This is a genomic window from Planctomycetota bacterium, from assembly GCA_035384565.1.
GTDB lineage: Bacteria > Planctomycetota > PUPC01 > DSUN01 > DSUN01 > DAOOIT01.
Genome location: DAOOIT010000031.1, coordinates 1 through 26,463 on the forward strand (window position 1 = coordinate 1; position 26,463 = coordinate 26,463).

General features: G+C 69.5%; 33 protein-coding genes and 1 tRNA gene. All 34 read left to right on the top strand.

The window, feature by feature from the left end; translation table 11 throughout:
- Positions 1–779 precede the first annotated feature (779 nt).
- A tRNA-Ile gene (locus PLE19_12605) sits at positions 780–876 on the top strand.
- 161 nt (positions 877–1,037) lie between these two features.
- A complete protein-coding gene (locus tag PLE19_12610; protein ID HPD15788.1) occupies positions 1,038–1,325 on the top strand; it encodes a hypothetical protein in 288 nt (95 codons plus the stop codon).
- A 21-nt stretch (positions 1,326–1,346) separates the two neighbouring features.
- Entirely contained in the window at positions 1,347–1,961 is a 615-nt protein-coding gene (locus PLE19_12615) for a prepilin-type N-terminal cleavage/methylation domain-containing protein (GenBank protein ID HPD15789.1), read from the top strand.
- 129 nt (positions 1,962–2,090) lie between these two features.
- The gene (locus tag PLE19_12620; GenBank protein ID HPD15790.1) at positions 2,091–2,807 is read left to right on the top strand and encodes a hypothetical protein; all 717 of its coding nucleotides are present in this window, start codon (positions 2,091–2,093) and stop codon (positions 2,805–2,807) included.
- Entirely contained in the window at positions 2,804–3,547 is a 744-nt protein-coding gene (locus PLE19_12625) for a hypothetical protein (GenBank protein HPD15791.1), read from the top strand. The genes PLE19_12620 and PLE19_12625 overlap by 4 nt, the downstream gene beginning before the upstream one ends.
- A gap of 28 nt (positions 3,548–3,575) precedes the next feature.
- Complete coding sequence (locus tag PLE19_12630) at positions 3,576–3,797, top strand: hypothetical protein (GenBank protein HPD15792.1); 222 nt, start codon at positions 3,576–3,578, stop codon at positions 3,795–3,797.
- Positions 3,798–4,313: 516 nt separating this feature from the next.
- A complete protein-coding gene (locus PLE19_12635; protein HPD15793.1) occupies positions 4,314–4,475 on the top strand; it encodes a hypothetical protein in 162 nt (53 codons plus the stop codon).
- Positions 4,472–5,248, top strand: coding sequence for a hypothetical protein (locus PLE19_12640; protein ID HPD15794.1), 777 nt, complete (start codon positions 4,472–4,474; stop codon positions 5,246–5,248). The genes PLE19_12635 and PLE19_12640 overlap by 4 nt, the downstream gene beginning before the upstream one ends.
- Positions 5,245–5,802, top strand: a complete 558-nt coding sequence (locus tag PLE19_12645; GenBank protein HPD15795.1) for a hypothetical protein — start codon at positions 5,245–5,247, stop codon at positions 5,800–5,802. Before PLE19_12640 ends, PLE19_12645 begins: the two co-directional genes overlap by 4 nt.
- 4 nt (positions 5,803–5,806) lie before the next feature.
- The gene (locus tag PLE19_12650; GenBank protein HPD15796.1) at positions 5,807–6,478 is read left to right on the top strand and encodes an AAA family ATPase; all 672 of its coding nucleotides are present in this window, start codon (positions 5,807–5,809) and stop codon (positions 6,476–6,478) included.
- A 618-nt stretch (positions 6,479–7,096) separates the two neighbouring features.
- Positions 7,097–7,711: a hypothetical protein gene (locus PLE19_12655; GenBank protein HPD15797.1), complete on the top strand. Its 615-nt coding sequence runs from the start codon at positions 7,097–7,099 to the stop codon at positions 7,709–7,711.
- Positions 7,708–9,609 (top strand): phage terminase large subunit family protein, encoded by a 1,902-nt coding sequence (locus PLE19_12660; GenBank protein HPD15798.1) that lies wholly within the window; start codon positions 7,708–7,710, stop codon positions 9,607–9,609. Before PLE19_12655 ends, PLE19_12660 begins: the two co-directional genes overlap by 4 nt.
- Before the next feature lie 512 nt (positions 9,610–10,121).
- Positions 10,122–10,352 (top strand): hypothetical protein, encoded by a 231-nt coding sequence (locus PLE19_12665; protein ID HPD15799.1) that lies wholly within the window; start codon positions 10,122–10,124, stop codon positions 10,350–10,352.
- Entirely contained in the window at positions 10,349–11,962 is a 1,614-nt protein-coding gene (locus tag PLE19_12670) for a phage portal protein (protein ID HPD15800.1), read from the top strand. Before PLE19_12665 ends, PLE19_12670 begins: the two co-directional genes overlap by 4 nt.
- Positions 11,952–13,310, top strand: coding sequence for a S49 family peptidase (locus PLE19_12675; protein HPD15801.1), 1,359 nt, complete (start codon positions 11,952–11,954; stop codon positions 13,308–13,310). The genes PLE19_12670 and PLE19_12675 overlap by 11 nt, the downstream gene beginning before the upstream one ends.
- 70 nt (positions 13,311–13,380) lie before the next feature.
- Positions 13,381–14,499: a hypothetical protein gene (locus PLE19_12680; GenBank protein ID HPD15802.1), complete on the top strand. Its 1,119-nt coding sequence runs from the start codon at positions 13,381–13,383 to the stop codon at positions 14,497–14,499.
- 66 nt (positions 14,500–14,565) lie between these two features.
- Positions 14,566–14,766, top strand: a complete 201-nt coding sequence (locus PLE19_12685) for a hypothetical protein (protein HPD15803.1) — start codon at positions 14,566–14,568, stop codon at positions 14,764–14,766.
- 58 nt (positions 14,767–14,824) lie between these two features.
- Positions 14,825–15,769 carry a Mu-like prophage major head subunit gpT family protein gene (locus PLE19_12690; GenBank protein HPD15804.1) on the top strand — a complete coding sequence of 315 codons (945 nt, stop codon included), beginning with the start codon at positions 14,825–14,827 and terminating at the stop codon, positions 15,767–15,769.
- A 27-nt stretch (positions 15,770–15,796) separates the two neighbouring features.
- Complete coding sequence (locus tag PLE19_12695; GenBank protein ID HPD15805.1) at positions 15,797–16,018, top strand: hypothetical protein; 222 nt, start codon at positions 15,797–15,799, stop codon at positions 16,016–16,018.
- 86 nt (positions 16,019–16,104) lie between these two features.
- Positions 16,105–16,413, top strand: coding sequence for a hypothetical protein (locus tag PLE19_12700; protein HPD15806.1), 309 nt, complete (start codon positions 16,105–16,107; stop codon positions 16,411–16,413).
- The gene (locus tag PLE19_12705; protein ID HPD15807.1) at positions 16,410–16,784 is read left to right on the top strand and encodes a hypothetical protein; all 375 of its coding nucleotides are present in this window, start codon (positions 16,410–16,412) and stop codon (positions 16,782–16,784) included. Before PLE19_12700 ends, PLE19_12705 begins: the two co-directional genes overlap by 4 nt.
- Positions 16,785–16,786: 2 nt before the next feature.
- Positions 16,787–17,311: a hypothetical protein gene (locus tag PLE19_12710; GenBank protein ID HPD15808.1), complete on the top strand. Its 525-nt coding sequence runs from the start codon at positions 16,787–16,789 to the stop codon at positions 17,309–17,311.
- Positions 17,308–17,802, top strand: a complete 495-nt coding sequence (locus PLE19_12715) for a hypothetical protein (GenBank protein ID HPD15809.1) — start codon at positions 17,308–17,310, stop codon at positions 17,800–17,802. The genes PLE19_12710 and PLE19_12715 overlap by 4 nt, the downstream gene beginning before the upstream one ends.
- On the top strand, positions 17,802–18,740 hold the full coding sequence (locus PLE19_12720) for a hypothetical protein (protein HPD15810.1): 939 nt from the start codon (positions 17,802–17,804) through the stop codon (positions 18,738–18,740). Before PLE19_12715 ends, PLE19_12720 begins: the two co-directional genes overlap by 1 nt.
- A 16-nt stretch (positions 18,741–18,756) precedes the next feature.
- Complete coding sequence (locus tag PLE19_12725; protein ID HPD15811.1) at positions 18,757–19,524, top strand: hypothetical protein; 768 nt, start codon at positions 18,757–18,759, stop codon at positions 19,522–19,524.
- 122 nt (positions 19,525–19,646) lie between these two features.
- The gene (locus PLE19_12730) at positions 19,647–21,077 is read left to right on the top strand and encodes a hypothetical protein (protein ID HPD15812.1); all 1,431 of its coding nucleotides are present in this window, start codon (positions 19,647–19,649) and stop codon (positions 21,075–21,077) included.
- A gap of 3 nt (positions 21,078–21,080) precedes the next feature.
- Positions 21,081–21,479, top strand: coding sequence for a hypothetical protein (locus PLE19_12735; GenBank protein ID HPD15813.1), 399 nt, complete (start codon positions 21,081–21,083; stop codon positions 21,477–21,479).
- Between the two features lie 8 nt (positions 21,480–21,487).
- A complete protein-coding gene (locus tag PLE19_12740; GenBank protein HPD15814.1) occupies positions 21,488–22,012 on the top strand; it encodes a hypothetical protein in 525 nt (174 codons plus the stop codon).
- 21 nt (positions 22,013–22,033) lie between these two features.
- Positions 22,034–23,059: a hypothetical protein gene (locus PLE19_12745; protein HPD15815.1), complete on the top strand. Its 1,026-nt coding sequence runs from the start codon at positions 22,034–22,036 to the stop codon at positions 23,057–23,059.
- 20 nt (positions 23,060–23,079) lie between these two features.
- Positions 23,080–23,343, top strand: a complete 264-nt coding sequence (locus tag PLE19_12750; GenBank protein ID HPD15816.1) for a hypothetical protein — start codon at positions 23,080–23,082, stop codon at positions 23,341–23,343.
- Between the two features lie 103 nt (positions 23,344–23,446).
- Complete coding sequence (locus PLE19_12755) at positions 23,447–23,851, top strand: hypothetical protein (GenBank protein HPD15817.1); 405 nt, start codon at positions 23,447–23,449, stop codon at positions 23,849–23,851.
- Between the two features lie 59 nt (positions 23,852–23,910).
- The gene (locus PLE19_12760) at positions 23,911–24,462 is read left to right on the top strand and encodes a hypothetical protein (GenBank protein ID HPD15818.1); all 552 of its coding nucleotides are present in this window, start codon (positions 23,911–23,913) and stop codon (positions 24,460–24,462) included.
- Positions 24,463–24,519: 57 nt separating this feature from the next.
- Complete coding sequence (locus PLE19_12765; protein ID HPD15819.1) at positions 24,520–25,470, top strand: hypothetical protein; 951 nt, start codon at positions 24,520–24,522, stop codon at positions 25,468–25,470.
- A gap of 12 nt (positions 25,471–25,482) precedes the next feature.
- Positions 25,483–26,079, top strand: coding sequence for a hypothetical protein (locus tag PLE19_12770; protein ID HPD15820.1), 597 nt, complete (start codon positions 25,483–25,485; stop codon positions 26,077–26,079).
- Positions 26,080–26,463 lie beyond the last annotated feature (384 nt).

Sequence of the window (26,463 nt, forward strand, 5' to 3'; positions counted from 1 at the left end):
CGCGTTCGCTCGCTGGCGGGGCGTTCCCGACGCCGTAGGCGTGTCCTATGGCATCTCCTGCGCCCGAGGGCCTCGACGCCAGTTCCGATGGTTGAGCCGGTCGGCCTCGCGTCGGCGGCCATCTCGACAGGCATCGCAGAGCCGCCGACGGCGAGGCAGCGCGGCGCCGCAGTCGGGACAAGGCCGCTGCGCCGTCCTGGGCATCGCATGGTGAACGAGGGACGGCACACTCGGCCTCGGATTCCTTCTGCGCCACCAAGGCCCTCCCGTCATCGCGAGGTAGGCGCGGTACGTCGCCTCATCGGCGGCGAGCGCGCTGTTGTCCGCCCACGAACACCGCGAGGGCGAGGGGGACAGCAGGCGGCATGGTCCACCCTTGAGTCGGCATCGGCCATTGGGCTTCACGTGGGGACAGCGCCGTCGCGCCCACGCGGCCAGGAGTTCAGCTTCGCTGGCGGGCGTCTCTGTCGCCGAAGGCGCCGACGGCCGAGGCGCCCTCGCGGCATCGTTCCTGGGGCACGTGGGGACGTTGGGGATGGCGCCCAGCAACGGAGCGGCTTGATCACAAGTAGTGTTCACCGGCCCGCCCTCCCCTTGCACGATGCGTTGGCGCGATGTATGATGCCCAGGAGAGTGGCCTTGTCCTTGTCGGCCAGCCGAGGCCATGCAAGCACGACCTCGACAAGCTCCTGGGCGACGGTGCCCGCGAGAAGCGCTACGGCGTTGAGGCGGCAGTTTTCGGGGCGGACCGCAGTACCCCTCGCAGTACCGCCGCCAGAGGGCTCTCGCAACTCGCGGCTTTGCAAGTCGTTAGGGAGATGGAGCAGCGGACTCATAATCCGTCGGTCGAAGGTTCGAGTCCTTCAGGGCCCACCAACGACGCGACACGCCAGAAGCCCGTGGGATGCCATATTCCCACGGGCTTTGCCTGTTCTGGGCTCTCGACCGACTCGTAGACCTCCCAAGCACAATGCGGCAGGATGCGGCGGTTCCGGTCGCATGGACCGCGCGCGGGCCGCGCGCAGAAAGGAGCCTGCGTGTCGAATCTGAGACGCTTGGATGTGCCAGGCGGGTCTCCCGTGGGAGGGCCGCCGCCGAACCTGGCCGACCTGGTGCGCGTGCTGACGCCTCACGTGAATGCGCTCTACGCGCTGCTGCCACCTGGCGTCCGCCTCGAGGTGCGGCAGAAGGCGAGTGCGATCGAGGTGCCAGGCCAGCCTCCCCTTCCTCCGCTGACGATCAGCCGGGGGGCAATCACGGTGGACATCGAGATGGCTCGCATCGGGGAGGCGCCTCCGCCGCTCCTGGACGAGCCGGCGACCTGACTGTGCGGAAGGAGACGCGACATGTGGACGCGACGACAGGTGCGCGGCTTCACGCTGGTGGAGCTGCTGGTGAGCGTGGGCCTCACGGCGCTGCTGTCGTGGGGCGTGGTGACGCTGTATTCGGCGGCCTGCCGCCTGGCGGCGACCGCGACGCTGGAGGCGGAACTGACGGCGAACGGCCGAGCCGCCTTGGACCTGATCTGCCGCGATCTGATGCAGGCGGCCGGTCCCGAGGTGGGCTACCTGTGCATCGAGGCCGAGGAGCCGTGGGCGACGGTGCGGTTCGTGGCGCCGACGCTGACCGTGGGTGCGGCGCACGTGGCCTATCAGGTGCGCGACCTGGGGCCGGGCCGCGAGCGGATGCTGTGCAGGTGCCTGAAGCGGCCGGTGACGTCGGCCGAGATCCCCGCCGACGGCGACTACAACGAGGTGTCGCCCCTGGGTGTGAACGTGGAGGAACTGACGGTGGAGCACGTGGGGCTCTCGGGCTCGCTGGAGCGCGGAGGCAACACGTGGCAGGGCGCCGCGGCGCGATATCCACGGTCGGTGCTGGTGACGGTGCGGGTGGCCGATGCCCGCCGCGGCGTGAGTCTGGTGGTGTCGTCCGGGGCAGTGCTGCTGGCCTCGGGGTTCTGACCGCCCGCGAGGGCGGAGGAGGTGGCGCCGATGGCGGCCTGGGGGCTGAGGGTTCCCAGGCGGGGTGTTGCAAGCACCCTCGTGCCATCGGCGCCGCGGGCAAGCTGCTGAGGAGAGTAGGCCAATGGCGTGCGGAAGTCAAGGAGCGGGCGTGCGGAAGTCAAGGAGCGGGCGGCCGCTGGGCGCTGGCTGAGGGACCGCGTGGTCGAGCTTGTGCGGCTGCCGGCGAGCGAGCTGCTGCGGAACCCCCGCAACTGGCGGCAGCATCCCAGGGAACAACGCGAGGCGATGGAGGGCATCTTCGCCGAGGTGGGCGTTGCCGGCGCCGCTCTGGCCCGCCGTCTCGCGGATGGCCGTATCGAGCTGATTGACGGGGAACTGCGCGCCGACGTGGCCGCCGACGAGCCGATCCCCGTGCTCATCCTGGACGTCACGGAGGCCGAGGCCCTCAAGCTGCTGGCGGTGCACGACCCCATCGGTGCGATGGCCGAGGCGAACGAGCCAGCGCTCCGCGAACTGCTCGAGGAACTCGATACCGACCAAGCCGGCCTCCGCGACCTGCTCGTCGAGCTCTCGGGCTACGAGAGCGAGTCCGACGAGGTCTTGGGCGAACTGGGGGAGTCGCCCGTGCCCGAGATGGACCTCCAGCCCTACGAGCACTACGACTACGTCCTCTTCCTCTTCCGCAACAAGCTGGACTTCGAGTCGGCCTGCGAGCAGCTCGCCCTCTCCACGGTGCAGGCGTCGGCGATGGCCGGGAAGCGCAAGATCGGGCTGGGCCGCTGCCTGGCGGGGGACCGCCTGCTCGCCCTGCTGGACGTGCAGCAGCGGAGGGGCAAGCGATGAAGCCCCTCGACCTCTCCGTCTGGATCCCGTCGAGCCACCGCACCGCCGAGGCGCGTCGAGCCATGGCTCTCCTGCCCACGGCAACGCTCGTCGTCGCCGACAGCGAGCGGGACGAGTACCTGCGTGCTGGCCACTCGGCCACGCGGCTCATCGCCCATCCCGACCTCTTCGGCCTCGCCCGCATCCGCAACTTCATCGTGCAGCGTGCGGGCACGGAGATCGTTGTGCAGGTGGACGACGATTTCCAGAGCGTGCACGCCTGGCCTGGCCGCAAGCGGCGCATCTACCGCGACCCCGACAGACTGATGGGGATCATCGAGGGCACGGCGCGGCTGGCAGCCGAGGCGGGCGCCCGGCTCTTCGGCTGGTCGAACGCGGGGAAGCCCCTGTATTTCCGCCCGCACGACCCGTTTGACTTTCGCGGCCCGGTCGGCCGAGTCCTGGGCACGGTGGGTGACGCCGTGGCGTGGGACGAACGGCTGGCCACGATGGTGGACACCGACGCCACGCTCCAGGAACTGCTCGTGAACCGCTTCGTGCTGCTCGACACGCGGTTCTACTTCCACTGCGGCGCCATCTACGGCAACCGGGGCGGGCTTCAGCGGATTCGCACGCGGGAACTGCGCGAGCGCGACCTCGCCCTCATGCGCCGGAAGTGGGGACCCTGCTTCGACGTGACGAGCAAGGCGAAGACGAAGGGGATGGGCACCAACGCGATCCGCGTGGTGCGGCGGATGTGACGTCCGCCCGGGCCTCTTCGAGGGCGAGATGCCGGCGTTGCGAGAGGCGGGCCAGGAGGCGGCGCCTCTCGGCGTCGAGGGCCACGTGGCGGGCATCAAGGCGTTCGGCCTCCTCGGCGGCCGCATCGCGTGCTGCGGCCAGGGCGATCATCTCGGCCTCGACATCCAAGATGGCCCGAACGGGCTGCGCGGTCCTGTTCATGCGGTGTCCTCCAGGCTTCGCGGAGACGTGACGGCACCCCCGAGATGATCCTAAGGCAGCGACCGCCAGGTGTCAAGCGCGCGCAGGCCCCTCCCGAGGGCGGACACGGAATGTCCACAGAAGGATGCCCGATCGCCTTCACTTACGGCGATGGCCGCATTCCCAAACGCTTTCCCTCCAAAGTCTTCAGTTCAGGGCGGGATTCTGCCGAGAAATCGGCCATATCGCCTATGCGTAAGGCACTGTCCCGGCTACACTTATATACGGGGAGAGGGACAGGAGAGACGAATGACCACGAGTGCGTTGAACGGGATGCGTCGGTTGGCCGAAGCGCGGGCGGCGGCTCGGCCACGGACCCTGTGCGGGCGATGCGCCTGGAAGCGCATCTGCGCCCGAATGGAGAAGGGCACGGATACGAGTTGCCCGTGCTACCAGAGGAAGGAGGTGACTGCGTGACATGTGAACCCCCCGCGGCCAGGGGAGACTGACCGCGAGGGGGAGCGAGAGGAGCCGTGTGGCTCCCTCGACGTGCATCATAGGGGAACGAGCGAGAGGAGTCAAGTCGTGGACACGGGACGCAAGACCTTCGAGGTGACCAAGTATCGGTGGCGCTACTGGGCCGTCCGCGAGTGCGGGCGCCTGGTGTGCGTGACGGTGTATCGGCGGGGGGCCGTCGAGGTTGCCTGCCGACTCAACGCGGCTGCCGAGGGGAGGGACTCCCAATGAGACTGAACGAACTGCAACGCGAGTGCCTGGACGCCGTGGCGGAGGGCCTGGCCGCTGCGGGTTGCGAGGTCGAGCGGCGCCCCACGGGCGTCTACGCGACGCTCGACGGCAAGGTGATGGCGGGATACCGAGCCGACCTGCGAGCCGTCTACGTGGCGACCGCCGACGCGGAGGGCGTGATCCGACACCTGCGGGGCATCCCCGACATTCGCATCGTCTGGGCCGGCCCCACACCCCCGCCGCCCCAACGCGAGCGACCGCACCGACGGCGTCGGCACCCGATCCGCCCGAAGGCCGAGGCCAAGCCCGAACCGAAGCCCGAGCCGACGCCTGAGCCTGCTCGTGTGGTCAGGGCGACGGTGAACGGGAAGCCCCTCGCACCGAGCCAGGCGCGATACCTGCTTCGCCTGAGCGGCCGCCGGTGGGATGAACACCCGAACCCGCCGACCCGCGAGGAGGCCCGCGAACTGATTGCCCTCCTGCTCGGGGCGCTCCGAGATCCCGCCAACGCCGAGGCGACCGCCCTGACCGTCGGCCGCGTGAGGGTGTGGTATCCCGACTTCGACCGCGGCGACGTGCGGCGCTGGGCCTGCGGCAAGGCCCCTGCCGGCCAGGGACGAGTCCGCACCCGACGGGCGAGCGTGCGGGCGGCCTCGACCATCGAGGCGCCCCCCGAACCCGAACCAGAAGATGACGCGACACGCGAGCGCGGCGAGGCGTGTCTCCTCGCCGCCCAGGAACGCTTGACCCAGAACCAGGAGAGCCGTGCATGAGACGATTGACCACCGTGCGAGGCTACGACCTGGCCGACGTGGCCTCGGCCCTCCAGAAGGCCATCCGACGCGCCGACGGGCGACTGGCGGGCTACTGGGCCATCGAGTTGTGGGAGAGCGGCTACGACGCCTATGCCTGGCGGCGCCTTCTCACGGTCTCGGCCGAGGACTGCTGGGGTATCATCACTCAGGAGATCGTTGCCCTTCACCACGCCTACCAGACCATCAACGCCGGCAAGGGCGAGCGGCGGGGGCGGGTGTTTCTGGCGAAGGCCGCCCTTCTCCTCGCCCAGGCCATCAAGTGCCGCGACGCGGACCACCTGACGAACCTCGTCTACGACAGGGCCGCCATTCCGACGCTGGTGCTCGAGGCGGACATTGCCGAGGCGAGGCGCACACGCGAGCCCATTCCTGACTACGCCCTCGACGTCCACACATCGGAGGGCAGACGGCGGGGCAAGACCAAGAGCGATTTCTTCCGCGACGAGTTCAACGCCCTGAAACCCCGAGAGACCGGGCTGTTCGATCACCTGGCCGACGGAAGCGAGGAGTGACCCGATGCTGGCCGACCGTTACCGACCGGAAGCGTGGACCGACGTGGCGGGGAACGAGCGGGCCGTCCGCTCCGTGGCCCGCCTCACGATGGAGGCGGCGGAGACGGGCGAGTCGCTCGTCCTTCTCCTGAGCGGGCCGCCAGGCGTGGGGAAATCCAGCCTGGCCGCCCTGGTGGCCAAGACCCTCGGGGCGCCGGCCGTGTGCATCGAGACCGTCGCCTCAGGCTGCTGCGACAAGACGCGCGTGGAGGGGATCGCCGAGGAGTTCGCCCACACGTCCCTCTACGGGAGCGGCTGGCGCGTGGCCGTCGTGGAGGAGTGCGACAAGATGAGCGACGGGGCGTTCAGCCTCTTCCTCACGCTGTTGGAGACCCTGCCCAGGAAGAGGGCCGTCGTTTTCACCAGCAACCTTCCGCCCGACCGCCTCTACCTGGGCGGCGATGAACTCCAGCGGCGACGATGGGGCGCCTTCCTCTCGCGAGCCTACGGGATCGTCTTCACCAACAAGGGCCTGGCGAGGGACGGGAACGGGCGCCCAGGACCTGCGGCCAGGCGTCTCCACTGGATCGCACAGAAGGAAGGGGCAAGGAAGTCCCTGGACTGGTGCGCCGACCTGTTGACACGCTGCGAGGGCAATCTGAGGATGGCGATCCACCAACTCAGGCTCGAAGCCTGAGCGACCAACGAATCGGGGCGGGTTCCGAGGCCAGGGACGCGCCCCGATTCTCTGGCCCGACACACGTTCAGGGAGGCCACAGGACGTGCGGCGTCGAGGGCGTTGAACCCATCCTACCTCTGCCCCATTCCCAACGCCCCACGCACGCGAGTATAGGAACCCCCCCCCCCCCCCCCCTCAGGGTCCTCTCCGGCGGGGGGAGGCGAGGCGGGACTTTTTATTTCGGGCGATTGGGGGATGTGGTGTGAATTTTGGGATTTCACGTTCACAGGCTAAGGGGCAGGGGCACATGGGGGCTGCGGCGACACGCTGGGCGGCAGGCGCACAGGGATTGGCGATTCTCGGCGTTCTGCTGCGGAGAAGAGCCTCTTTATGAATCAACCAGTCTCAGTGCTATACGGGCGAGAACCAGGCGTTCCGTGGAACGCCTGTTGACAAGCGGACTGGGCATGGTAGAATCTGCTCGGACGCGACCGGTGATGACTCGTGGCGAAGGCCCGACGGCGGAAAGCAGCCGCACCGAAGCGTCCTTGCACGGTCGCCACTCCGCTTCCCTCCCCTGCCCCTCCGCCAGCCGACCGCGATGCCCGTGTTCTGCTGGCGCTAGACACCATCGAGTTGCGCACCGCACGGGCGCTGATCGCGAAGGCCGCGTCGGGGCGCCGTCTCACCAAGCGCGAACTGGATAGCCTTCCGAGGCTGCGGGCTCTGATCGAGCGCAGGGCCGGCCGTGGCTCGGGCCAGGCGGCGTCCCCCGACGCGGCGGCCACCGTGCGCGAGGTGGCGGAGCGGTTCGGCGTAACGGTGCGCACGGTGCACAACTGGAAGGCGGAGGGGATGCCTGGTGGCGAGGAGGGGTATGACCTGGCCGCGATCCGCGCGTGGCATGACGAGCGGCACCCCAAGGCCGCGACGAGCAGGAGCGACCTTCAGACCGAGAAGGAGAAGTGGGACAAGGAGTTCCGGCGGATGCGGTTCCAGCTCGCGGAGATCGACTATCGGATGAAGACGGGCGATCTGCTGGACCGCGGCGTGGTGGAGGCGGACACGCGCGAGATCGTGAGAGCGTTCCGCGACGAGCTGTTGGGGATGGCTGCGGCGCTGGCGCCGCAGCTCGTGGGCCTGGACGCGAGGCAGATCAAGGAGGCGATTGACCTGCGGGTGCGTGACGCGCTGAACGGGCTGGTCGCCACACTGGGCGGCGAGCGCGCCGGGGAGGGGTCCACAGAATGAGAGGCAGCGCCCATCCTGGCCTCGACCGTTCCGCCGTGCTGGCGGCGCTGCGGCCTCCGAGGCGTGTGCTGCCGTCGGAGTGGGTGGGCGACAACCGCCGCCTGACACGGGACTCGTCGCCCGAGCCCGGCCCGTTCCGGCTGGACCGCACGCCGTACTGGCGGGAGCCGCTGGACAAGTTCGCGGACCCGTTCGTGCGGAAGATCACGGCGGTGACGGCGACTCAGGTGGGGAAGACGGACGGGCTGATGGCGAACACGGTGGGGTGGGCTGTGGACGTTGACCCTGCTCCTGGGGTGTACGGGATGCCCCGCGACCCCGACATCGCGTATCTGTTGCGCGAGCGCTTTCGGAAGAGCTTCGAGGTGTCGCCTGGCTTCAGGCGTCACCTCGACCCCGCCTCGTGGATCTCGCTGACCGACCAGGTGATGAGCTTCGACACGATGCCGCTGTACTTCCTGTCGGCCGCGAGTCCTGCGGCCCTGGCCTCGAAGCCTGCGCGGTATGCGTGGTTGGACGAGGTGGACAAGTGGCCGCGGTTTTCGGGGCGCGAGGCTGACCCCGTGTCGCTGATCCTGGAGCGGACGAAGAACTTCCATGACCGCAAGATCGTGCAGTGCTCGACCCCGACCCTCAAGAGCGGCTACATCTGGGTCGAGTTCGAGGCGAGCCAGAGGCACGAGTACTGGGTGCCGTGTGCACACTGCGGCCGCTACCAGCTGCTCACGTGGAACCACCTCAAGTTCTCCGAGACGGAGCGGGACCCGAAGCGGATCGAGGACGAGCGGCTGGCCTGGTGCGAGTGCGAGCACTGCCACGGGCGGATCGGCGACACGCAGAAGCCCGCGATGCTTCTGGGTGGCCGGTGGGTGCCTGAGGGGTGTGAGATCGACGCGAGCGGGAACCTGGTGGGCGAGGTGGTTCCCGCGTCGCACGTGGGGTATCACCTCTCGGCGATCTACTCGCCGTGGGTCACGTTCAGCCAGATCGTCGCGGAGTTTCTGCGGTCGAAGGACGCGCCCGAGAAGTTGATGAACTGGCGGAACTCGTGGATGGCCGAGCCGTGGGAGGAGCGGGGCGCGAGCCTGAGCGACGAGCAGCTCCTCGTGCACGTGGGCAACTACGAGCGGGGGACGGTGCCGACGGCGGTGCAGGTGCTCACGGCTGCGGTGGACGTGCATGATCCAGGGCACCCGTTCCGCGTGGTGGTGCGCGGGTGGGGGCATGCGGAGGAGAGTTTTCTGGTGGTGGAGGCCGAGGCCGAGAGCTGGCAGGCGGTCGAGGAGCTGGTGTGTGTGCGGGAGTATCCGCGGACCTCGGGCGGCGAGCGGCTGCGCGTGGTCATGGCGGGCATTGACGCCAGGTACCGCACGAACGAGGTGTACGAGTTTTGCCGGGCGTGGAGCGAGATTGTGCGGCCTGTCTTCGGCCAGCCTGGGTACCGCATGAGCGCTCCGTTCAAGCCGTCGGTGATTGACTACCATCCGCGGAAGGGGCGTGTCGTCCGCAATGGCCTGGTGATCTGGCACGTGAACACCGACTACTACAAGGACAAGCTCCTGGCGTTGATGAGCCAGCCTGTGCCGACGGACCCTGGGTATTTCTGGCTGTGCTCGGGGGTGACGGATGGGTATGCGAAGGAGATGGCCGCGGAGCACCGCGTGCCGAAGGCCGATCGACACGGCCGCACGCGCATGGTCTGGGAGGTGAAGTACCGCGGCGTGGGCAACCACGCCTGGGACGCCGAGGTGTACGACCTGGCGATCGCCGACATGGCGGGGGCTCTGAACCTGCCTCGGCAGGATGGAGCGTGGAGCGCCGACATCGCTCCGCACAGGGGGGAGGAGGGCGAGCCGTTTGTCCGCCGCGGCGGCGGCTGGTGGGACGCGACGCGGTAGAGGAGGCGATGGATGGCAGAGAGCGTGGAGAGCCCGAATGCGGTGGCGTACAGCGTGGCGTTCGAGGCCGCTCGGACGCGGTGCCCGACGTGCGGGAGCGCTCGGACGTCGGTGTACCGGACCATGCCTGCGCCGCGTGGGCGGCAGCGGTTCCGGTTTCGCTATCACTTGTGCTGGGCGTGCGGCGTGCGGTTTCGGTCGCAGGAGCCGTGCGCGCTCGAGGAGACTCATCGTGCCTAAGCTGGATCTGTGGACGCGGCGTCTTCGGCGGGTCGGGCGGCGGGTGCTCAGCCGACCTGGCGCCGTGGGGAGGAACGCCGCGTGCCCGTGCGGGTCGGGCCGGAAGCACAAGGCGTGCTGCGGGAGCGGCAGGAAAGTCGTTACTAACGGGTAGTAAGCGGGGGCTATGAAACCGTGCGCGCGGCTGGTATACGTGGGGACGTATCGCGTCTCCGTCGCTGCCAGGAGGGGGGGCGGGCGTGTAACCCGCCTGCCCCTCCGAGGGAGTTCCGATGGCCTCGACCGCTGCCGAGCACCTGGTGCTGGTGAACGCCGCGATCACGGCGATCCTCGAGGGTCGGGCCGTCGAATCGTATACCATCGGGAGCCGAAACCTTCGGAAGACGCCGCTGAGCGAGCTGTTCAAGCTGCGGAGCCAGTTGGAGGCGGAGGCGGAGCTGGACGCGGCCGAGGGCACGGGCGGCGGGTTACACACCTACCCTGATTTTTGGCCGAACGGATGAGCAAGGCCGCAGCAACGCCGAACTGGTTGGACCGTGCGATTGGCTGGATTTCGCCGCAGCGCGGCCTGGATCGCATGGCGGCGCGCTACGCGGCCGCCGCCTTCCACCGCGGGGCGGGCACCGACCGGCCTCGCAAGGGCTGGCTCACGGCGGGGGGGAGTCCCGACGAGGACATCCTGGGCGATCTGCCGGCTCTGCGGGCGCGGTCGCGGGACCTGGTGGCGAACAATCCGATCGCCCGGGCCATCGTGCATGGGATCAACCGGTACGTCGTGGGGAGCGGCCTGGTGCCGTTTCCGCAGATGGACAACGGTGTGCTGGGGATTTCGGACGCGGAGGCCGAGAAACTCCAGGACGCGGCGGAGGCGTTGTGGGACGAGTGGTGTCCTCTGGCGGACCTCGAGGGGCACGAGACGTTCTACGGGTTGACCGCTCTGGCCGACTGGGCGGAGCTGGAGAGCGGGGAGGCGCTGCTGTTGCGGCATCAGCGGCCTGACGGGGCGGGCCGCGTGAAGACGCGGTGGCAGGTGGTCGAGGCGGATCGGCTGGCGCAGCCTGACGGCGAGAAGGAGACGGGGGCCTTCCGCTCCGGCATCCGCACGGACGCCGACGGCGTGCCCGTCGAGTACCTGATCAAGAAAACGCACCCTGGCGACACGCTGGACGGCGTGGCGAAGCGGGGCGACTACGAGCGGGTGCCAGCCCGGGACGAGCAGGGCCGGCCGAACGTCGTGCACCTGTACAGCCGGCGGACGCGGCCTGGCCAGCGTCGGGGCCTGCCGCTGCTGGCCCACTGCATGACGGACCTGAAGGACATCGGCGAGTATCTGGAGGCGGAGCTGGTGGGCGCACGGGTGCAGGCGTGCCAGGCGTTGATCGTGAAGGGGCGGAAGCCTGCGACGAGCGCGAGGGGTGCGACGGGGAGCGTGGACGCGACGACGGGGAGCCGCATTCAGACCATCGAGCCTGGGCGGATCATCTACACGGACAGCGACGACGACGTGGTGCCGTTCAACCCCACGCGGCCGAGCCAGCTCATCACCCCGTTCGCGGAGCTGCTGTTGAAGCGGATCGGGGCGAGCATCGGAATCCCGTATGAGGTGCTGCTGCTGGATTTCTGGCGGCGGAGTTGGTCGAGCGCCCGTGCGGCGCTGCTGAGCGCTCGGATCGGGTGCTACCTGCCGCGGCGGAGCTGGCTGATCCGGAGCTTCTGCCAGGTGGCGTGGGAGGCGATGCTCGAGGAGGCGTTCCTGGCTGGAGAGTGGGAGCTGCCGCTCGAGCGGCAGAGCGATTTCTATAAGTTCAAGGCGGCCATCTGCCGCTGCACGTGGGTGGGGCCTGCGTTCGGCTGGGTGGACCCTGAGAAAGAGCTGAAGGCGGTCGAGCTGGGGATGAAGCTCGGGCTGGACACGTGGCAGCTCGCGGCGTCGGAACTGGGGCACCACTGGCTCGACCTCGCGTGGCAGATCAAGCGGGAGCAGCGGATTCGCAGGACGCTGGGGCTGCCGACGCCTGGGATGCAGCCTGGGATGGCCGAGGCTCAGGGGACGCCGAGCGGAGATCGGAGCGACCGCACTGACCCGCAAGAGGAGAGTCGGGATGCCGACTGATGCAGCCAACGTGGGAACACCGGCCGGCCTGGTCGAGCTGTTCGGCTCGCAAGCGTGGGCGATGGAGCCGAAGGCTCTGACGGCGTTCGTGTGCAACGTGGCGCGGCTCTACGCCGCGTCGCCGGCGGTGGAGGGGGATCGCGTCGAGCAGGCGCGCGAGGCGGCGCGGGCTCCGCGAGTGGCGGGCAGCGTGGACGGAGCGACGGCGGTAGTGCGGCTGAACGGGCCGATCCTGAAGAACGGGAACTGGGTGCTGGAGTACTTCGGCATTCAGTACGTCAGCACGGTGGCGGTGGGGCGCGTGCTGCGGGAGCTGGACGCCCGGCCCGACGTGGGGCAGATCGTGCTGTGGATTGACAGCCCCGGCGGCACTGTGGAGGGGACGCAAGAGCTGGCCGACCTGATCGCGGAGGTGCGCGAGACGACCCCTGTGCTCGCCTACATCAGCGACACGGGTGCGAGCGGGGCGTACTGGCTGGCCAGCCAGGCCAACTCCATCGAGGCGAACGATACGGCCCTGGTGGGGAGCATCGGCGTGTACAGCGTGATGACCGACTGGAGCCGGCTCTACGAGGAGGCTGGCGTGAAGGTGCACGTGATTCGGAGCACGCCGTTGAAGGGGGCGGGGTATCCTGGCGACAAGGTGAGCGACGCTCAGATCGCGGACGGGCAGCGGATTGTGGACGCGCTGGCCGCGAAGTTCATCGAGGCCGTGGCCGCCGGCCGGGGGTTGACGTTGGAGGCGGCGCAGGCCGTGGCCGTGGGGACCGTGTGGCTGGCCGCCGAGGCGCAGGAGAAGGGCCTGGTGGACGGCGTGAGCAATTGGGCAGAGTTCCTGCCGCGCGTGGTCGCCGGCGGAGCTGCCGGAACCTCAACACAGGAGGCAGGAAGCATGGCAGGCGAGCAGGACAAGAAGGCCCTCCAGCCGTACACGGCGGGAGAGCTGCAGGCGGCCTATCCCGAGCAGGTGGCCGCGCTGTGCAAGGAGGCCGCGTCCGCTGCGGTCGCGGCGGAGCGCGAGCGGTGCTCGGGCATCGTCAAGGCGCAGGTGTCGAGTTCCGACGAGCAGACGCGGCTGGCTCTGGGCGCCATCGAGAAGGGCCAGACCGTGGCGGAGGCCGACAGTGCGATGAAGGGGGCGGAGCTGGAGCGGCTGCGCAAGGGCGGGGCAAAGGCCGTGGGCGCGAGCGATGGCGACTCGCCGAGCGAGCCTGGCGGCGACAGCGAGGCCGCGTGGAAGGCCGCGTGGGGGAAGAACGCCGAGCTGCGCGCCGAGTTCGGCGGGGACGAGGTGGCGTATCTCGCGTACTGCAAGGCGAAGAAGGAGGGCAGCTTCCGCGTGAGGTGAGCCGCTGGTGCGGCTCGCGCGTGTGAGGGCAGCGAACGGAGACGACCTTCACACCACGAGGAGACCAGGGATGTTGACGACTCTCGGCATCTTGACCGCCATCGGGCTCCTGTGCATCGTGGGGCTGGCCCTCTCGGCCGACACGCCCTACGTGCAGGACGTCGGGGAGATCGGGTGGAACGAGCTGCCCGTGCTGGCCTCGACCACGATCTACGAGGGGGCGATGGTCGGCATGCAGACCAGCAGCGGGTACGCCCGCGGGCTGGTGGCGGGCGACGTATTCCGCGGGCACGCGCGTCAGAAGGCCGACAACTCGGCCGGCGCCAACGGAGCCATCAACGTGAGCGTGCTGCGGGGCCGCTACCTGTTGCGCGTCACGCTGGCGAACGTGGCGATCACCGACGTGGGCAAGACGGTGTTCGCGTCGGCCGACGACACGCTCACACTCACGCAGGCCACGGGGTCGCGCGTCGGCGTGATCCGGCGGTATGTCACCACGAACACCTGCATCGTCGAGTTCCAGACGGAGGAGGGGATCGAGAGCGACATCCCCTTCGTGATCGGGGCGAACGCCAACACGGCAGGGTCGGCCCCTGTGCTGAGTGCGACGCGGACGGCCATCGCGCGGTTGTACTCGGACGACGGGGGTGCGGCCATCGTGGGCGACGTGCGGACGCTCGTGACGCGGTTCCTGATCACGGCCGACCAGAGTGCGTCGGCGCTGAGCGGGACTTCGCACAAGGGGCAGATCGTCATCGCGGCCGACGCCAAGAGCGGGACAGACACGCACGGCGGCCAGGTGGGCACCATCGAGGGGAAAGGCACGAGCGGGCACCCCGCTGAGGCGGGGGGCTGGGTGAACGCCGGCCTGGTGGGCATCGTGGACATGCCGCAGTATTCGGACGCGGCATCGGGCAAGGTGGTGTCTGGCCTGGCGGCCGCGGGCGTGACGCTCGCGGGCCTGACGGCGGGCCGCGTGGCGGCGATCCACGTGCCGACTCCCATCGCGGGGAGCTGGGGGCAGTTCGCGAACCTGGGCAGCGGCACGGACTACGCGTGCGGCGCCAAGATCGCGTCGATCACGGGTGCCCCGACGGACGGCACGGCCGACGGCGTGCTCAAGATCAACGTGGCGGGAACGGACTACTACGTGCTGCTGTTCACGGCGGCGCACGTGACGGGCGAATGAGAGTGACCCGGCGGGGGCCGGGCGTTCCGGCCCCCGCCTCACCTTGAACGAGAGGAGCTGGCAGCGATGGACACGGCTGGGTTGGGCGACGCGATTCGGCAACAGGAGAAGCGGCTGGTGGAGGCCCAGGCGCAGGTCGAGCAGCACGCGGCGAACTTGAACGCGGCGCTGGGGGCGCGGCAGATGGCGGAGACCGTACTCTGCGATCTGCGTGCGCTGAAGGCGCGGCTGGAGCTGGAGCCCGACGTGGGGGCCGCCGACGAGTGATTGGCGGCCATCAGCAGGCAGCGGAGGAGACGCCCACACCTGCTGAGGAGAGAGACGAATGGGACTGGAACGACTCGGGGTTCGCGGGATCATCGGGCGGTACTACCGCACGCTCCAGGAGCGGACGGTGGCGGCCTGGGCGACGCTCATCTCGGTGCTCCAGCCGAGCGACCAGGAGCTGGAGACCTACGAGGCGACGGGGATGGTGCCGCCGCTGAGCGAGCGGCAGGGCGGGCTGAAGCTGGGCGGGGTCCGCGAGTTCACGTGGACCATCCACAATAGGAAGTTCCAGACGGGGGTGACGATCCCTCGGGACTGGCTGCGCCGCGACAAGACGGGGCAGATCATGCGCCGGATTGACGAGCTGGCTATCCGGGGCATTCAGCACTGGACGAAGCTCATCAGCGACCTGATCGCTGCGGGCGGTGCGACGACGATCTACGACGGCGCGTACTTCTTCGCGGCGAGCGGTGCGCCGCACTCGGCCGGGTCGTCGGGGAGCCAGATCAACGATCTCACCGCGAACGAGGTGGCGGCCCTGAACGTGGGCACGGCTGCGGCCCCGACCGCCGGCGAGATGGCGAGCGCCATCCTGAACACCATCTCGTACATGATGGGCTACAAGGACGACCAGGGCGAGCCGGTCAACGCGGACGCGACGAACTGGCTCGTGCTGTGCCCGAAGGGCGCGATCTACGCCTCGGCGCTGGAGGCGATGCAGCCGCTGCTGCTGAACCAGGCGGGCGAGGTGCTGCGGAACCAGTTCCGCGTGCAGGTGGCGGTGGACCCGCGGAGTGCCGAGACCGTGAAGTTCTACCTGTTCCGCACGGGGGACGAGGTGGCGCCGGTGATCCGTCAGGAGGAGACGGCTGCGGAGCTGGAGGTTCTGGCCGAAGGCTCCGACCGCTGGGTCGAGGATGACGAGGCCCTGTTCAAGCTCCAGGCGAGCCGGAACGTGGGCTTCGGGCAGTGGGAGTCGGCTGCCCGCTGCACGTTGAGCTGAGGATCGGGACGCGGAGAGGAGACGCGGATGGCGATGCGAGGGAAGATCGTGCTCACGAAGCCCCGCGTGCTGGGCGACAAGGCCCGGCCCGCGGGGGCATCCCTCGGCGAGGTGACGCTCGCCGACTACTTGGTGCCGTACCACCTGGGCATCGTGCGGTCGCTGCTGGCGAGCGGCGGTGCGGAGTTGCAGGTGGAGGCCGAGGCGGGCGAGCCGGCGGGCAAGCGGCCCGCCGATGCGAAGAAGTAACCGAGTATCGGCCTGCCCGGCCGATGGCGCGAAGGGCCGTGGGGAGGATGCTCCCCACGGCCGGCGCTCAGCGTGAAGGGGAGCGTATGACACGGTGCTTGTGGTTCATTCTGCCCGGGTTGACGCCGCTGGCGGCGACGGCGGCGACGGACGAGGATCCCGTGATGCGGTGGGGGGTGGGCGGGGCTCTGTGCGTGCTGCTGGCCGCGGGAGGCGCCATCGCCAAGAAGTTGCTCGAAGCCCACCTGGCCAACGTGGCGAAGATGACCGAGGTGCACGACCGCACGTCGAGGGCCGTGCTGATGCTGGCTCGGGAGTTTCGGTTCCGGCCGTGCACGAAGGACAGCGAGGTGATCCGGCAGCTGGACGAGGCGGCTGGGAAGGAGTGCCCGTGAGTTTCGCTGACGCGATGGCGGCCGACATGGATGCGGTGTTCCTGAACGCGGAGGAGTTCGGGTGCACGGGGGTGTACACCACGCGGGCGGGCGTGGCGAAGAGCATCGAGTGCGTGATGGAGCTGGGGACGGACGAGGAGCGGGACGGGGCGGACGGGCGGACGCGGGTGCGGCGTGCGACGCTGCACATCTCGTGCGGGTCGTCGGGGATTGCGGCGCCGGAGGCGGGCGACTCGTTCGTGCCTTCGGGCGGGGACGAGTGGGCGGTGGACAGCGTGCTGATGGCGGATGGTGTGGGGGCGACGCTGTCGCTGGTTCGGAGCGAGCCGCGGCGGCGGACGGGACAGGGGCGGGTCATTGAACGGAGTTGATGATGGCCCTCACGCCGACCGGGTTGATCGCGAAGCCACTCGATCTGGTGTGCGACCTGTTCGCCGCGATTCCCGCCTTCCAGCGCTGGACCGGGCACGAGAACGACGCGACGGGCGCGAAGACTCACACGCACATTGAAGACGCGGAACTGGACCCTGAGACGGGTGTGGCCGAGGTACCGCACGTGATCGTGTTGCTGGGCGACAGGATGGAGGGGGACTCTGAGCAGGGCGGTTCAGGCGCTCGGAATCACTTCGTGCACAAGTGGGAGGTCGGCCTGCAGGTGAAGGCGGCGATCTCGGCCGAGTACAAGGACGTGCCGAGGGATATGTTTCTGGAGTTTGCGAACGCGCTAGGCGCGGTGCTGGCCGGGATGGAACTCCTGGCGGGGACGGGGGGAATGCCGAACATCGTCGGGTGGCGGGCGCTGGGGCCTGCGGGCAGAGCGGACCACAGGGGCGTGGGGTCGCCGGAGGGTGATTTCATGATGCAGGAGTTCGCGCTGTCTCTGGCGGAGGCCCGATGATGATCTTCCTCGACTTCACGCAGTTCGGGCCGCCGGAGGCGAAGGCGGCGGGTGTGACGGAGGGGCTGGCCAGGGGGTTGCACGCCGCTCTGGAGCACTGGCAGGCGCGGTACAAGGACCGGCACTTCACGTTCGAGGCGTACAGCCTCTACGGCTACCAGCCGCGCACAGAGAAACACGAGTTCCGGAAGGCGAAGCGGTTCAAGCACCGGAACCCGCTGGTGTTCACGGGGCGGAGCCGCGAGGCGACGAAGGTGTTTCGGACGAAGCTGGTGGCGGGAGGCGAGCGCGGGATCAAGCGTGCGTATGGCGTGCACGAGAACCTGCCGCAGTATTTCTACATGTGGCGCGGGGGCGCCCCGCACAAGGCCGAGGAACTGTACCGCACGATCGAGCCCGAGGAGCGGGAGTTCCGGGCGATCGTCCTCGCCCACGTCGAGCAGGGGCTCGCCGGGGCGTCCAAGAGCGTCCAACGTGAAAGGGTCGCGTGATGGCAGTCTACACGGTGGGGCCGTTGTACCTGAACACGGGCGCCGGCGGGTCGCTGCTGGACCAGGTGCAGGACTTGGGTTTTTCGCCGAACGTGCGGCGGCTGTTCGGGGGCGGGGACGGGTTGCCGGACCCGTCGCACGCGGCGGTGGCGGGGCTGGACGCGGACTTCAGCTTCACGTGCACGGATCTGGGGACGCTGCTGGCGCTGGCCAGCGGTGCGTTCGTGACGGCGGGCCTGGCGTTGAGCTCGAGCAACAAGGGGGAGTTCTACTTTCGGCAGATGGCGAACACGGGCGAGCGTGCGACGGGGAGCACGCATCTGCAACTGCTCGTGAACAAGGGGCTGATGGTGCCGACGGGGATCAGCGCGTCGCACGGCGGGGTGGCGAGCTGCTCGGTGCAGATCGCGGCGGTGTACGACGGGAGCAACGATCCTGTCGTGCTGAGTGCGGTGGCGGCGATCCCTGGGACGCCGGACGTCACGGCGTTGTACACGGTGGGCAAGGTGGCTCTCGCGTGGAGCGGGGGGTCGGTGAGCCTGGACGACGAGGTGACGAGCATCGCGTTGGACACGGGCATTCGGCTGGTGCGCGTGGGCGGGGGCGGGAAGGTGTGGGGCACGTTCGTGGCGATCCAGGATCGTGCGCCGTCGCTGCGGGTGAGCGTGACGGACGCGGCGGTGCTGGCGACGCTGGGGATCGGGGGGAAGGCGATCACGAGCGGGAGCGTGTATTTCCGGCGCTTCCAGGAGGGGAGTGCCGTGTACGCCGACAACCAGCTCCAGCACGTCAAACTGGCGCTGTACGAGGGCTGGGCGGGCGTGACGGGGCTGTCGGCTGGTGGGAACGGTGTGGCCGGCCCCGAGTTGAGCATCGAGCTGACGAAGCCGACGGCGAACGCAGCGATCGTGGCGACGGTGGGCGTGGCGATCACGTGAGGGTCAGGAGCGCGCGATGGAGTTTCGGCGGTTCTTGTACTGGTTTCCTGGTGTGGACGCGCCGACCGACGAGGTGATCGGGCGGTGCGGCCTGACGGAGGTGTTGCCGCCCGCGTGCGCGCTCATGCGCCGGGGGGCGACGGGGCCCGACGGCGAGCGGGGCGTGGTGTGCGGGCTGGCGCCGCCGCGAGACGCGACCGAGCAGGCGTTCGGGTACTACCCGGAGAGCCAGACGTGGCGGGCGTGCGATGGGCGGGCGTGGTGGCTGGGCGTGGCGACGGGGGCGGCGCCGCGGCCTGAGGACCTGGAGCGGCCGAAGCAGGTGCGGGGCCACGACGTGCGGCTGGGGGACGGGCGAGCCTGGCGTGTGCCCGTGGCCAAGCGGTTCGATCTGCAGACGGGGCGGCACGAGCTGGCGCTGCCGCAGGGGCTCGACCTGAGCGAGGACGGGAAGTGGATCGCCCGTCCTCTGCCGGCGTTCGTGGCGTTGAGCGAGCGGGTCGAGCGGGCGTGGTCGGACTACGCTCGGATGCTCGAGGGGCCTGTGGAGGTGGACGCCGAGTTGTGGCTCGGGCTGGCCGTGGAGGCGTTGACGCTGAACTACCACGTGGGGCGGTGGGAGGCGGCGACGCTGGGTGTGTTGAGCACGAGCGTGGTGCACGACGTGGTGGAGGCGGTGCTCGACGTGCCGACGCTGCGAGCGGCGGCGGATGGGGCTCGAGGAAAAAAAGCGGACGGTCCTCCCGGCGGCTCCTCTACCGCCTGTGGCGAGAGGGGCGGCTGAGAGGACCGCACGTGCCCACGTATGCGGACCTGGAGTGGATGGCGGCCGAGGAGGGCGGCGAGCCTGGTGACCTGCTCGTGCGGGCGTTGGACGCGGCGCGGGCTGAGCGTGGAGAGTGAGCGATGGCGTTGTCGAAGGATCGGATCGTCATCGAGGGCGACGCGGCCGACGCGATCCGCGAGTACTCGAAGCTGCTGGACCAGAACGTGCAGTTGAAGCAGCAGATGCGGGACTTGCGGAAGGAGGCGAAGGGCGCGAGCGACGACATGTCGGGGGGGCTGTCGAAGACGGGGAAGGAGCTGCTGAACCAGGCGGTGTCGTGGCTGAGCGTGGGGGCGGCGGTGGCGGGGGTGACACGGGCGTACCAGGAGCAGTTGCGGATCGGGAAGGAGCTGGCGGAGCAGAGCGACAAGCTCACGGATTCGCTGGCGAAGGCGTTGAGTGCGGCGGGCGACACGCGGCAGGCCCCGCTGATCAAGGCGGCGCTGGAGGCGATGCCGGCTCCGAGCGTGGGGATGCAGGGCCGCGTGTCGGCGTACCAGGCGGTGCGAGGGACGATGCCGAACGCTCCGCTGGGTCGGGTGCTGTCGGTGACGGCGCAGGCGTTGCGGGCCGAGGACGCGGGCGCCGTGCCGTCGGAGTTGGGGAGCCTTGCGGGCGCGCTGGCGGGGGTGTTCCCGCAGTGGTCGAGCGGGCGGGCGGCCGACATGGCCTTCGTCTTGCAGCAGGCGGCGGGCCGCCGCGGCGGCAAGATGGATACCGAGGGGTTGAAGGTGATCAGCCAGTGGGCTGAGGCGGGGATCGGCTCGCCCGAGCAGGGCCTCGGGCTGCTGCTCGCTGCGGGCGAGGCGGGGCAGAAGGGCACGGCGATCACCACGCTGATCGCGAAGCTGACCGAGCAGAAGCGAGTGACGGAGAAGGGTGCGGAGGGCAGGCTGCTGCGGAGCTTCTACGCCGAGAAGGACCCGCAGGCACGGCTGGGGATGCTGTCGGGGAATCGGCCGCTGTTGACCGCGCTGTTCGACGCCCAGGCTCCTGCGATGGCGGCGATGCTGCGGCGGCGTCCTGAGGAGTATGCGGGGCTGCTGGGCGGTGCGGAGGGGGCGATCAGCCGCGCCGCGGCGGACCTGATGAAGCTCCCCGGCTTCGCCCAGGTGCAGGCGGCGCGGGAGTATGAGGTCGCGAGCGAGCTGGCCGGGATGAGCGGCCCCGTGGCCGAGAAGGAACGGCGGGTCCAGGCCGTGGTGGCGGCCGCCCGGGCTCGGCGGCGGGTGCGCCAGCCGTGGGCGGTGGAGAGCCTGGCGGACTGGGAGGTGGGGTTCACGGCTCGGACGCTGGGTCCGGCGCACGCGGCTCGGGCGTATCTGCCTGCGGCGGAGGCGGACAAGTTCATCGCCACGTTCTACGGGGAGGGGGATGGCGGCGGCGCGGTCGCGTCGGCTGCGGCGAAGTCCGCGGAGTCGCTGGCGCGGTATCTGGGGACGATGGCGGGCGACGTGGGGCGGATGATGACGCGCCCCTGGGCCATGGCGAACGCGCCACACGGGGAGTGAGCGATGCCTTCGGCGAACGTGATCGGCGGCCAGCAGGTGCTCGAGATTCTGGGGGTTCCGGACGAGCCCGGGGGTGCGCTGTCCGTGATCGAGCATGAGGGGGTGGACGGCGCGGCGTTTCGGCAGCGGGGGAAGCGGAGCGCTCCGTTCCTGGTTCGGACCGTGGTGGATCAGGCGGACGGGGCGACGGCGAAGACGACGCTGGCCACGTACAAGGCGTTGGCGGGGGGCGACCCGATCAGCGTGTTCGACGCGCATGGGAACGAGTGGCCGAGCCTGGTGGTGCACGGGGTGCGGTGCCTGGAGCTGCGGCCGATTGCGACGCCCGTGGGCGGCGGGAGTCCGACGAGCACGGTGCTGCTGGTGTGCGAGTGGGCGCTGCAATCGGCGAACCTGGGGTGAGGTGAGCGATGGCGATCACGTCGGCGAGCCTCGTGCGGACGGGACCTGTGGCGGCTCGGCTGGAGTATGCGAGCGACCAGGTGTCGCCGACGTTTCGGGTGTATCGGGACGGCGTGTTGATCGCCACGACGGCGGCGACGTGGCTGGACGTGGCGTTCGGGCGGGGGGAGTATCCCGTCTTCGAGGTGTATGACGACGCGACGGCTCCTGGGCTGTGCTATCCCGACCGTGCGACGGTGCAGTGGCGGGGCCAGGGGGCTGGGATCGCGCACTACCGCGTCGAGCAGTTCGTGGGCGCGGCGTGGGCGGTGAAGGCGCGGGTGCCTGAGACGGGGGCGGGGTACTACCACTGGCGGTCGGCGCGGCTGGCCGACGCGACGGAGCATTCGTTTCGGGTGATCGCGGTGGGGGTCGGGGGGGCGGAGAGCGTGGCGGCCTCGCTGGACGTGCTGCTGGTGCGGGTGCCGGACCCGCCGGGCGTGGATTTCAGCTACGACCCTGAGACGGGTGCGGTGACCCTCTCGGCGGCCTGAGTGAGATGAAAGGGTGAACCGATGGCCGATCAGTACACGGGTGCGGACGCTATCCGCGTGTTCCTGACGGGGGCTGCGAGCGACGGGGGGGCGCAGAGCGATCCTGCCGCGAGCCTGGGGAAGTACAGGAGTTCGACGCGGCTGGACTCGCTGGGGGTGTCGGTGGTGTCGGGGCCGGCGAACATCACGGTGGAGTTCGCCTCGGCGGAGAACGGCCCTGGCGAGGGGGAGATGGACACGAAGAGCGTGAACTCGCTGAGCTGGACGGCGCCTGGGGATACCGAGGGCGCGGAGGTGACGATCGCCAACGGCGAGACGAAGCTGCTGCCGAGCAACGACCCGAACAAGTTCCTGATCGTCACCCGGACGTCGGCTGCCGACCTGGCGAACACGGCCACGATCACGCTGACGGACGTGATGAACAACCTGTGGGACAACGTGAGCGACGCGGAGCGGACGGCGGGGGACGTCGAGATTCGGTGCGTGTGCTTCAAGAACGTGTCGTCGAGCGAGATCAAAAGCCTGAAGGCGTGGCTGGGCACGATCGGCACGGCGGCGGCGGTGGACGCGAGCGGGTATGCCGCGAGCGGGGCGGTGACCGTGACCTCGAAGGTGGCGGCCGGGTTCGCGGACTGGGACGACGCGGGGTTCGTGCACAACGATGACACGAACGAGGTGATGTACTTCACCAAGACGGATTCGAGCAACCTCGCGGTGGCGGCTGGGGGGCGCGACGTGTGGGGGGACGGGGCTGCGGCGGGTCTGGAGGATCACGTCATTCGGCAGGTGCCGCAGTGGCGGATCGGGAAGGAGGCTCCGAGCGGGCAGCCGAACGGCTCGTTCACGGACGCGAGTGCTGGGGAGGGCGAGGCCTCGCCGGTGACGTGCTACCATCCCGTGTCGGCTGGGGATGCGGCGGTGGTGAACATCGGCGACCTGGCGGCGGGCTACATCTACGCCTTGTGGGTGGAGCGCAAGATCGTCGCGGGCGCCGCGGCGGACCCGTCGGTGCTCGACGTGTTTCAGTTCAGCTTCGAGAGTGCGTGAGTGTGACCAGGAGCGAAGCGATGCGGGGCGTGCGCACGTGGGTGCTGGTCGCAGTGTTCGCCCTGCTCCTCGCGCTCGCGGGCTGCGCCCTGTCGCCCGTGGACTTCGGGATCACGCTGTCCAGCAGGCCGCAGTTCGGCATCCAGGGCTGCGTGCTGGCGGCGGAACCCATCGTGGTAGGGCAGACCCGGCCCGACGCCTACGCCTACGGCTTCTCGCAGGGCTACCTGCTGCTGGGCGCGCGCGTGCGGAGCGCGTATGCGAAGGCGGCGGGGGTGTCCTGACTGAAGCGGTTCCACGTAGGGTACGTGGGCCTGTTTGCGGACATTCAGTACACGCGCCCGCTCATCGTGTTGATTCGGTTCCTTGCATCTTAGGAGTGCTGCGATGAAGGTTCTCTGGTGTGTGCTGCTGGTGGTGCTGCTTCCTGGCTGTGCTGGCATCCTCACGGGCGGCGGTGAATCCGCACCCGTGGCCGTGCCGATGGACATGGCCTACGACATCACGCTCGTCGTGGAACAGGGCGGCGTCGCGCCCACCGGCGAGGGCGTCGCGGGCGCTGAAATTGGGGACAACGCGAAAGACTTGGGCCTCGGACTGTCCGCCGCGCTGACCCGGTGGAATCCGCTGATCTGGATTTTCGGGGCGAGCAAGGCCGCTGACGTGGCCGAGAGCAGGGGCGGCGGCAGGGCGAGCGACGACTCCGCCGTGACCGACGCCGTGCTGAAGGCCCTGGCCAGCGGCGGCAAGTTCACCTACACGCGCAAGGTCGTGTGGAGGCCCAAGCCGTGAGGCGCGCGATCCTGTGCTACGTGGCGTCGTGGTGGGTGTCCGTGATCGTGGGGTGAGGCATGGGCGATACGCTGTTTCAGGCGGGCGACGTGGTGTGCGAGGTCGGCACGTTGTTGCTGGGCCGCGCGATTGCCTGGGCCACGCGGGGCCGCCGTGAGGCCAAGACCGTCTGCACCCATGTCGGGCGCATGGTGGACCCCACCACCATCGCGGAGGCGGGCCTGCGCTACAAGGTCCACGCCTTTGACCCGACGCGGCGGGTGCGCGTGTTCCGTTACCGCCCCGGCCTGCCCGACGCGGCCCGCGACTGCATGTGGCACAAGGCGTGGGAGTATGTGGACAGGGTGTATGGCTTCCTCAAGCTGGGCCTGCACCTCGCCGACGGCGTGCTGGAGAAGGTGCTGCCGGTCAAGCACGTCTACCTGTTCCGCCGCCTGTGCATGACGGACTACCCGATCTGCTCGTGGGACGTGGCGTGGGCGTATGACGAGTGTGCGGGGGTGCGGTTCGGCGTGCCGCCGCGTGCGGCGACGCCCGACGACATTCTGGACTGGCTTGAGGCGCACCCCGAGGACTGGGAGTGCGTGTACGACAACACGGGGAGCGCGTGAGTGTTCCTCGCCCTCGCGGCGCTGGCCGTGTCGTGCGGGGCGTATGAGGGGCCGTAGATGCAGTGGAACCTGCTGAACGCTCAGGCCAAGACGAACGCGCAGCGCTGCGAGTGCGCCTACGGGATGCTGGAGGCCCTCAGGGCTCGCCACAACAACGCGGGCAGGACGCTGGACGCTGCCGCGTTCCGTGCGTGGAAAGCGGCGTGGTGGAGGCCCCGGAATGCCCTGGCCGTCGCCGCGATCCTCAGCGTGCGCGACAAGGCGTTGTCGCAGCAGGAGAAATCGAGCGACACGCTCTTCGTCGCACGCAAGGCCGCGTGGAAGGCCAGCACGGCCTACCCAGTGGACCTCGACGGCCTGGCCGTCACGCCCGGCGTCCCGCCGGCCGACCCGTACGAGGACCTGACGACGTTCACGGAGGTGGATTCGGCGAGCGACCTCACTCTCTCGGCCACGACGTGCACGATAAACTCGATGCGGCGCGACGCCAACAGCTATGTGTACAAGAGCTACGGCGCGAGCCACTTCACCAACTACGAGCACGATTTCGAGGCGAAGTTCACGAGTGCCGACGCGGGCAGCGACGTGATCGTGTGGGGGTGCACCAACGACTACGGCGCGTTCGTGGACATGAGCAACGGGCAGATCGTGTACCACAGCAGGACCTCGGACGGCCTGACCTATCGGTATCTGCTGTACGACCGCGGGAACAGCAACTACGACCTGGGCGCTGTGAGCATCAACACGGCGTACTACTTCACCGTGGGGCGCAGCGGCACGACGGGCACGTGCGAAATCTACTCGGACTCGGGCCGCACGAGCCTGGTGGACACGTTGGCCGCGACCGTGCAGAACACGGCCTGGCAGTACTTGATGTGCTGCGGGTCGATCAACAGCGGCACCTACGGGGACAGGGCACAGACGGGCTACTCGAAGAACTTCGACATCAAGGAGGCGGCGGCCGTGGTGCGGCACCGCCAGGTGATCGGCGGCGGCCTCATTCGCTAGGAGCGACCTGAGATGGCAGACAACATCACGCTGAACACGGGGTCGGGCGGCGACACGCTGAGCGCCGATGACATCGCTGGGGTGAAGGTGCAGCGGGTGAAGGTGCAGCACGGGGCGGACGGGGCGGCCACGGACGTCTCGACGGCGAGTCCGCTGCCCGTGGATCTCCGTGCCAACAACCTGGGCGACGTGCCTGTGACGCTGGACGGGGAGCAGGTGCGAGCGGCCGCTCAGAGCGATGCGATGTACGACGGGACCACGAGCTGCACGGTCAAGCGGTTCAGCGTGGTGGGGACGACGAACGGGAACAACACGCTGATCTCGGCGGTGGCCGACAAGAAGTTCAGGATACTGAGCCTGGCGATCGTGGGGCTGAGCGCGACGGCGGCGAACGTGTACGTGGTGAACGGGGACAACAACCTGATCGCCAACTCGACCAACAAGCTGCCCGTGAGCTGCGACGCGGACGCCGACCACGTGTCGGGGCTGGTGCTGCCGCACAACCCCGGCGGGTGGCTCCAGACGGACACGGCGAACGAGGCGCTGGTGGCCGTGCACGACAGCACGGCTCCGGTGCTGTACGTGGGGACGTATGTTGAGGTGGCGTGATGCTCGGCTGGGCGTTGAACCTGGGGTTCGGGGGCGGCGTGGCTCCTGTGCCGCGTGCGGCGAGCGTGCGCGGAGCGTGGATGTACGAGCCGTGGTCTCCTCGATCGGCGTCGGCCCGGGGCGGGTGGGCGCACGCGGGGCCGCGGAGTGCGGGCGGGCGCGGGCTGTACGTCGTGCGGGCGGAGCGGTCGGGGTCGGCCCGCGGGCAGTGGCAGACGTGTTCGGTGCGGAGTGCGGGGGCGCGCGGGCTGTGGTCGGTTCTGGGCACGGCGCACGCGGGGTCGTTGCGGGGGCAGTGGGCGTTGTTCGCGGTGCGGTCGGGGTCGGGCCGCGGGGAGTGGCAGGTGCGGGCTGCCCGAGCGGGGAGCGGGCGCGGGGAGTGGC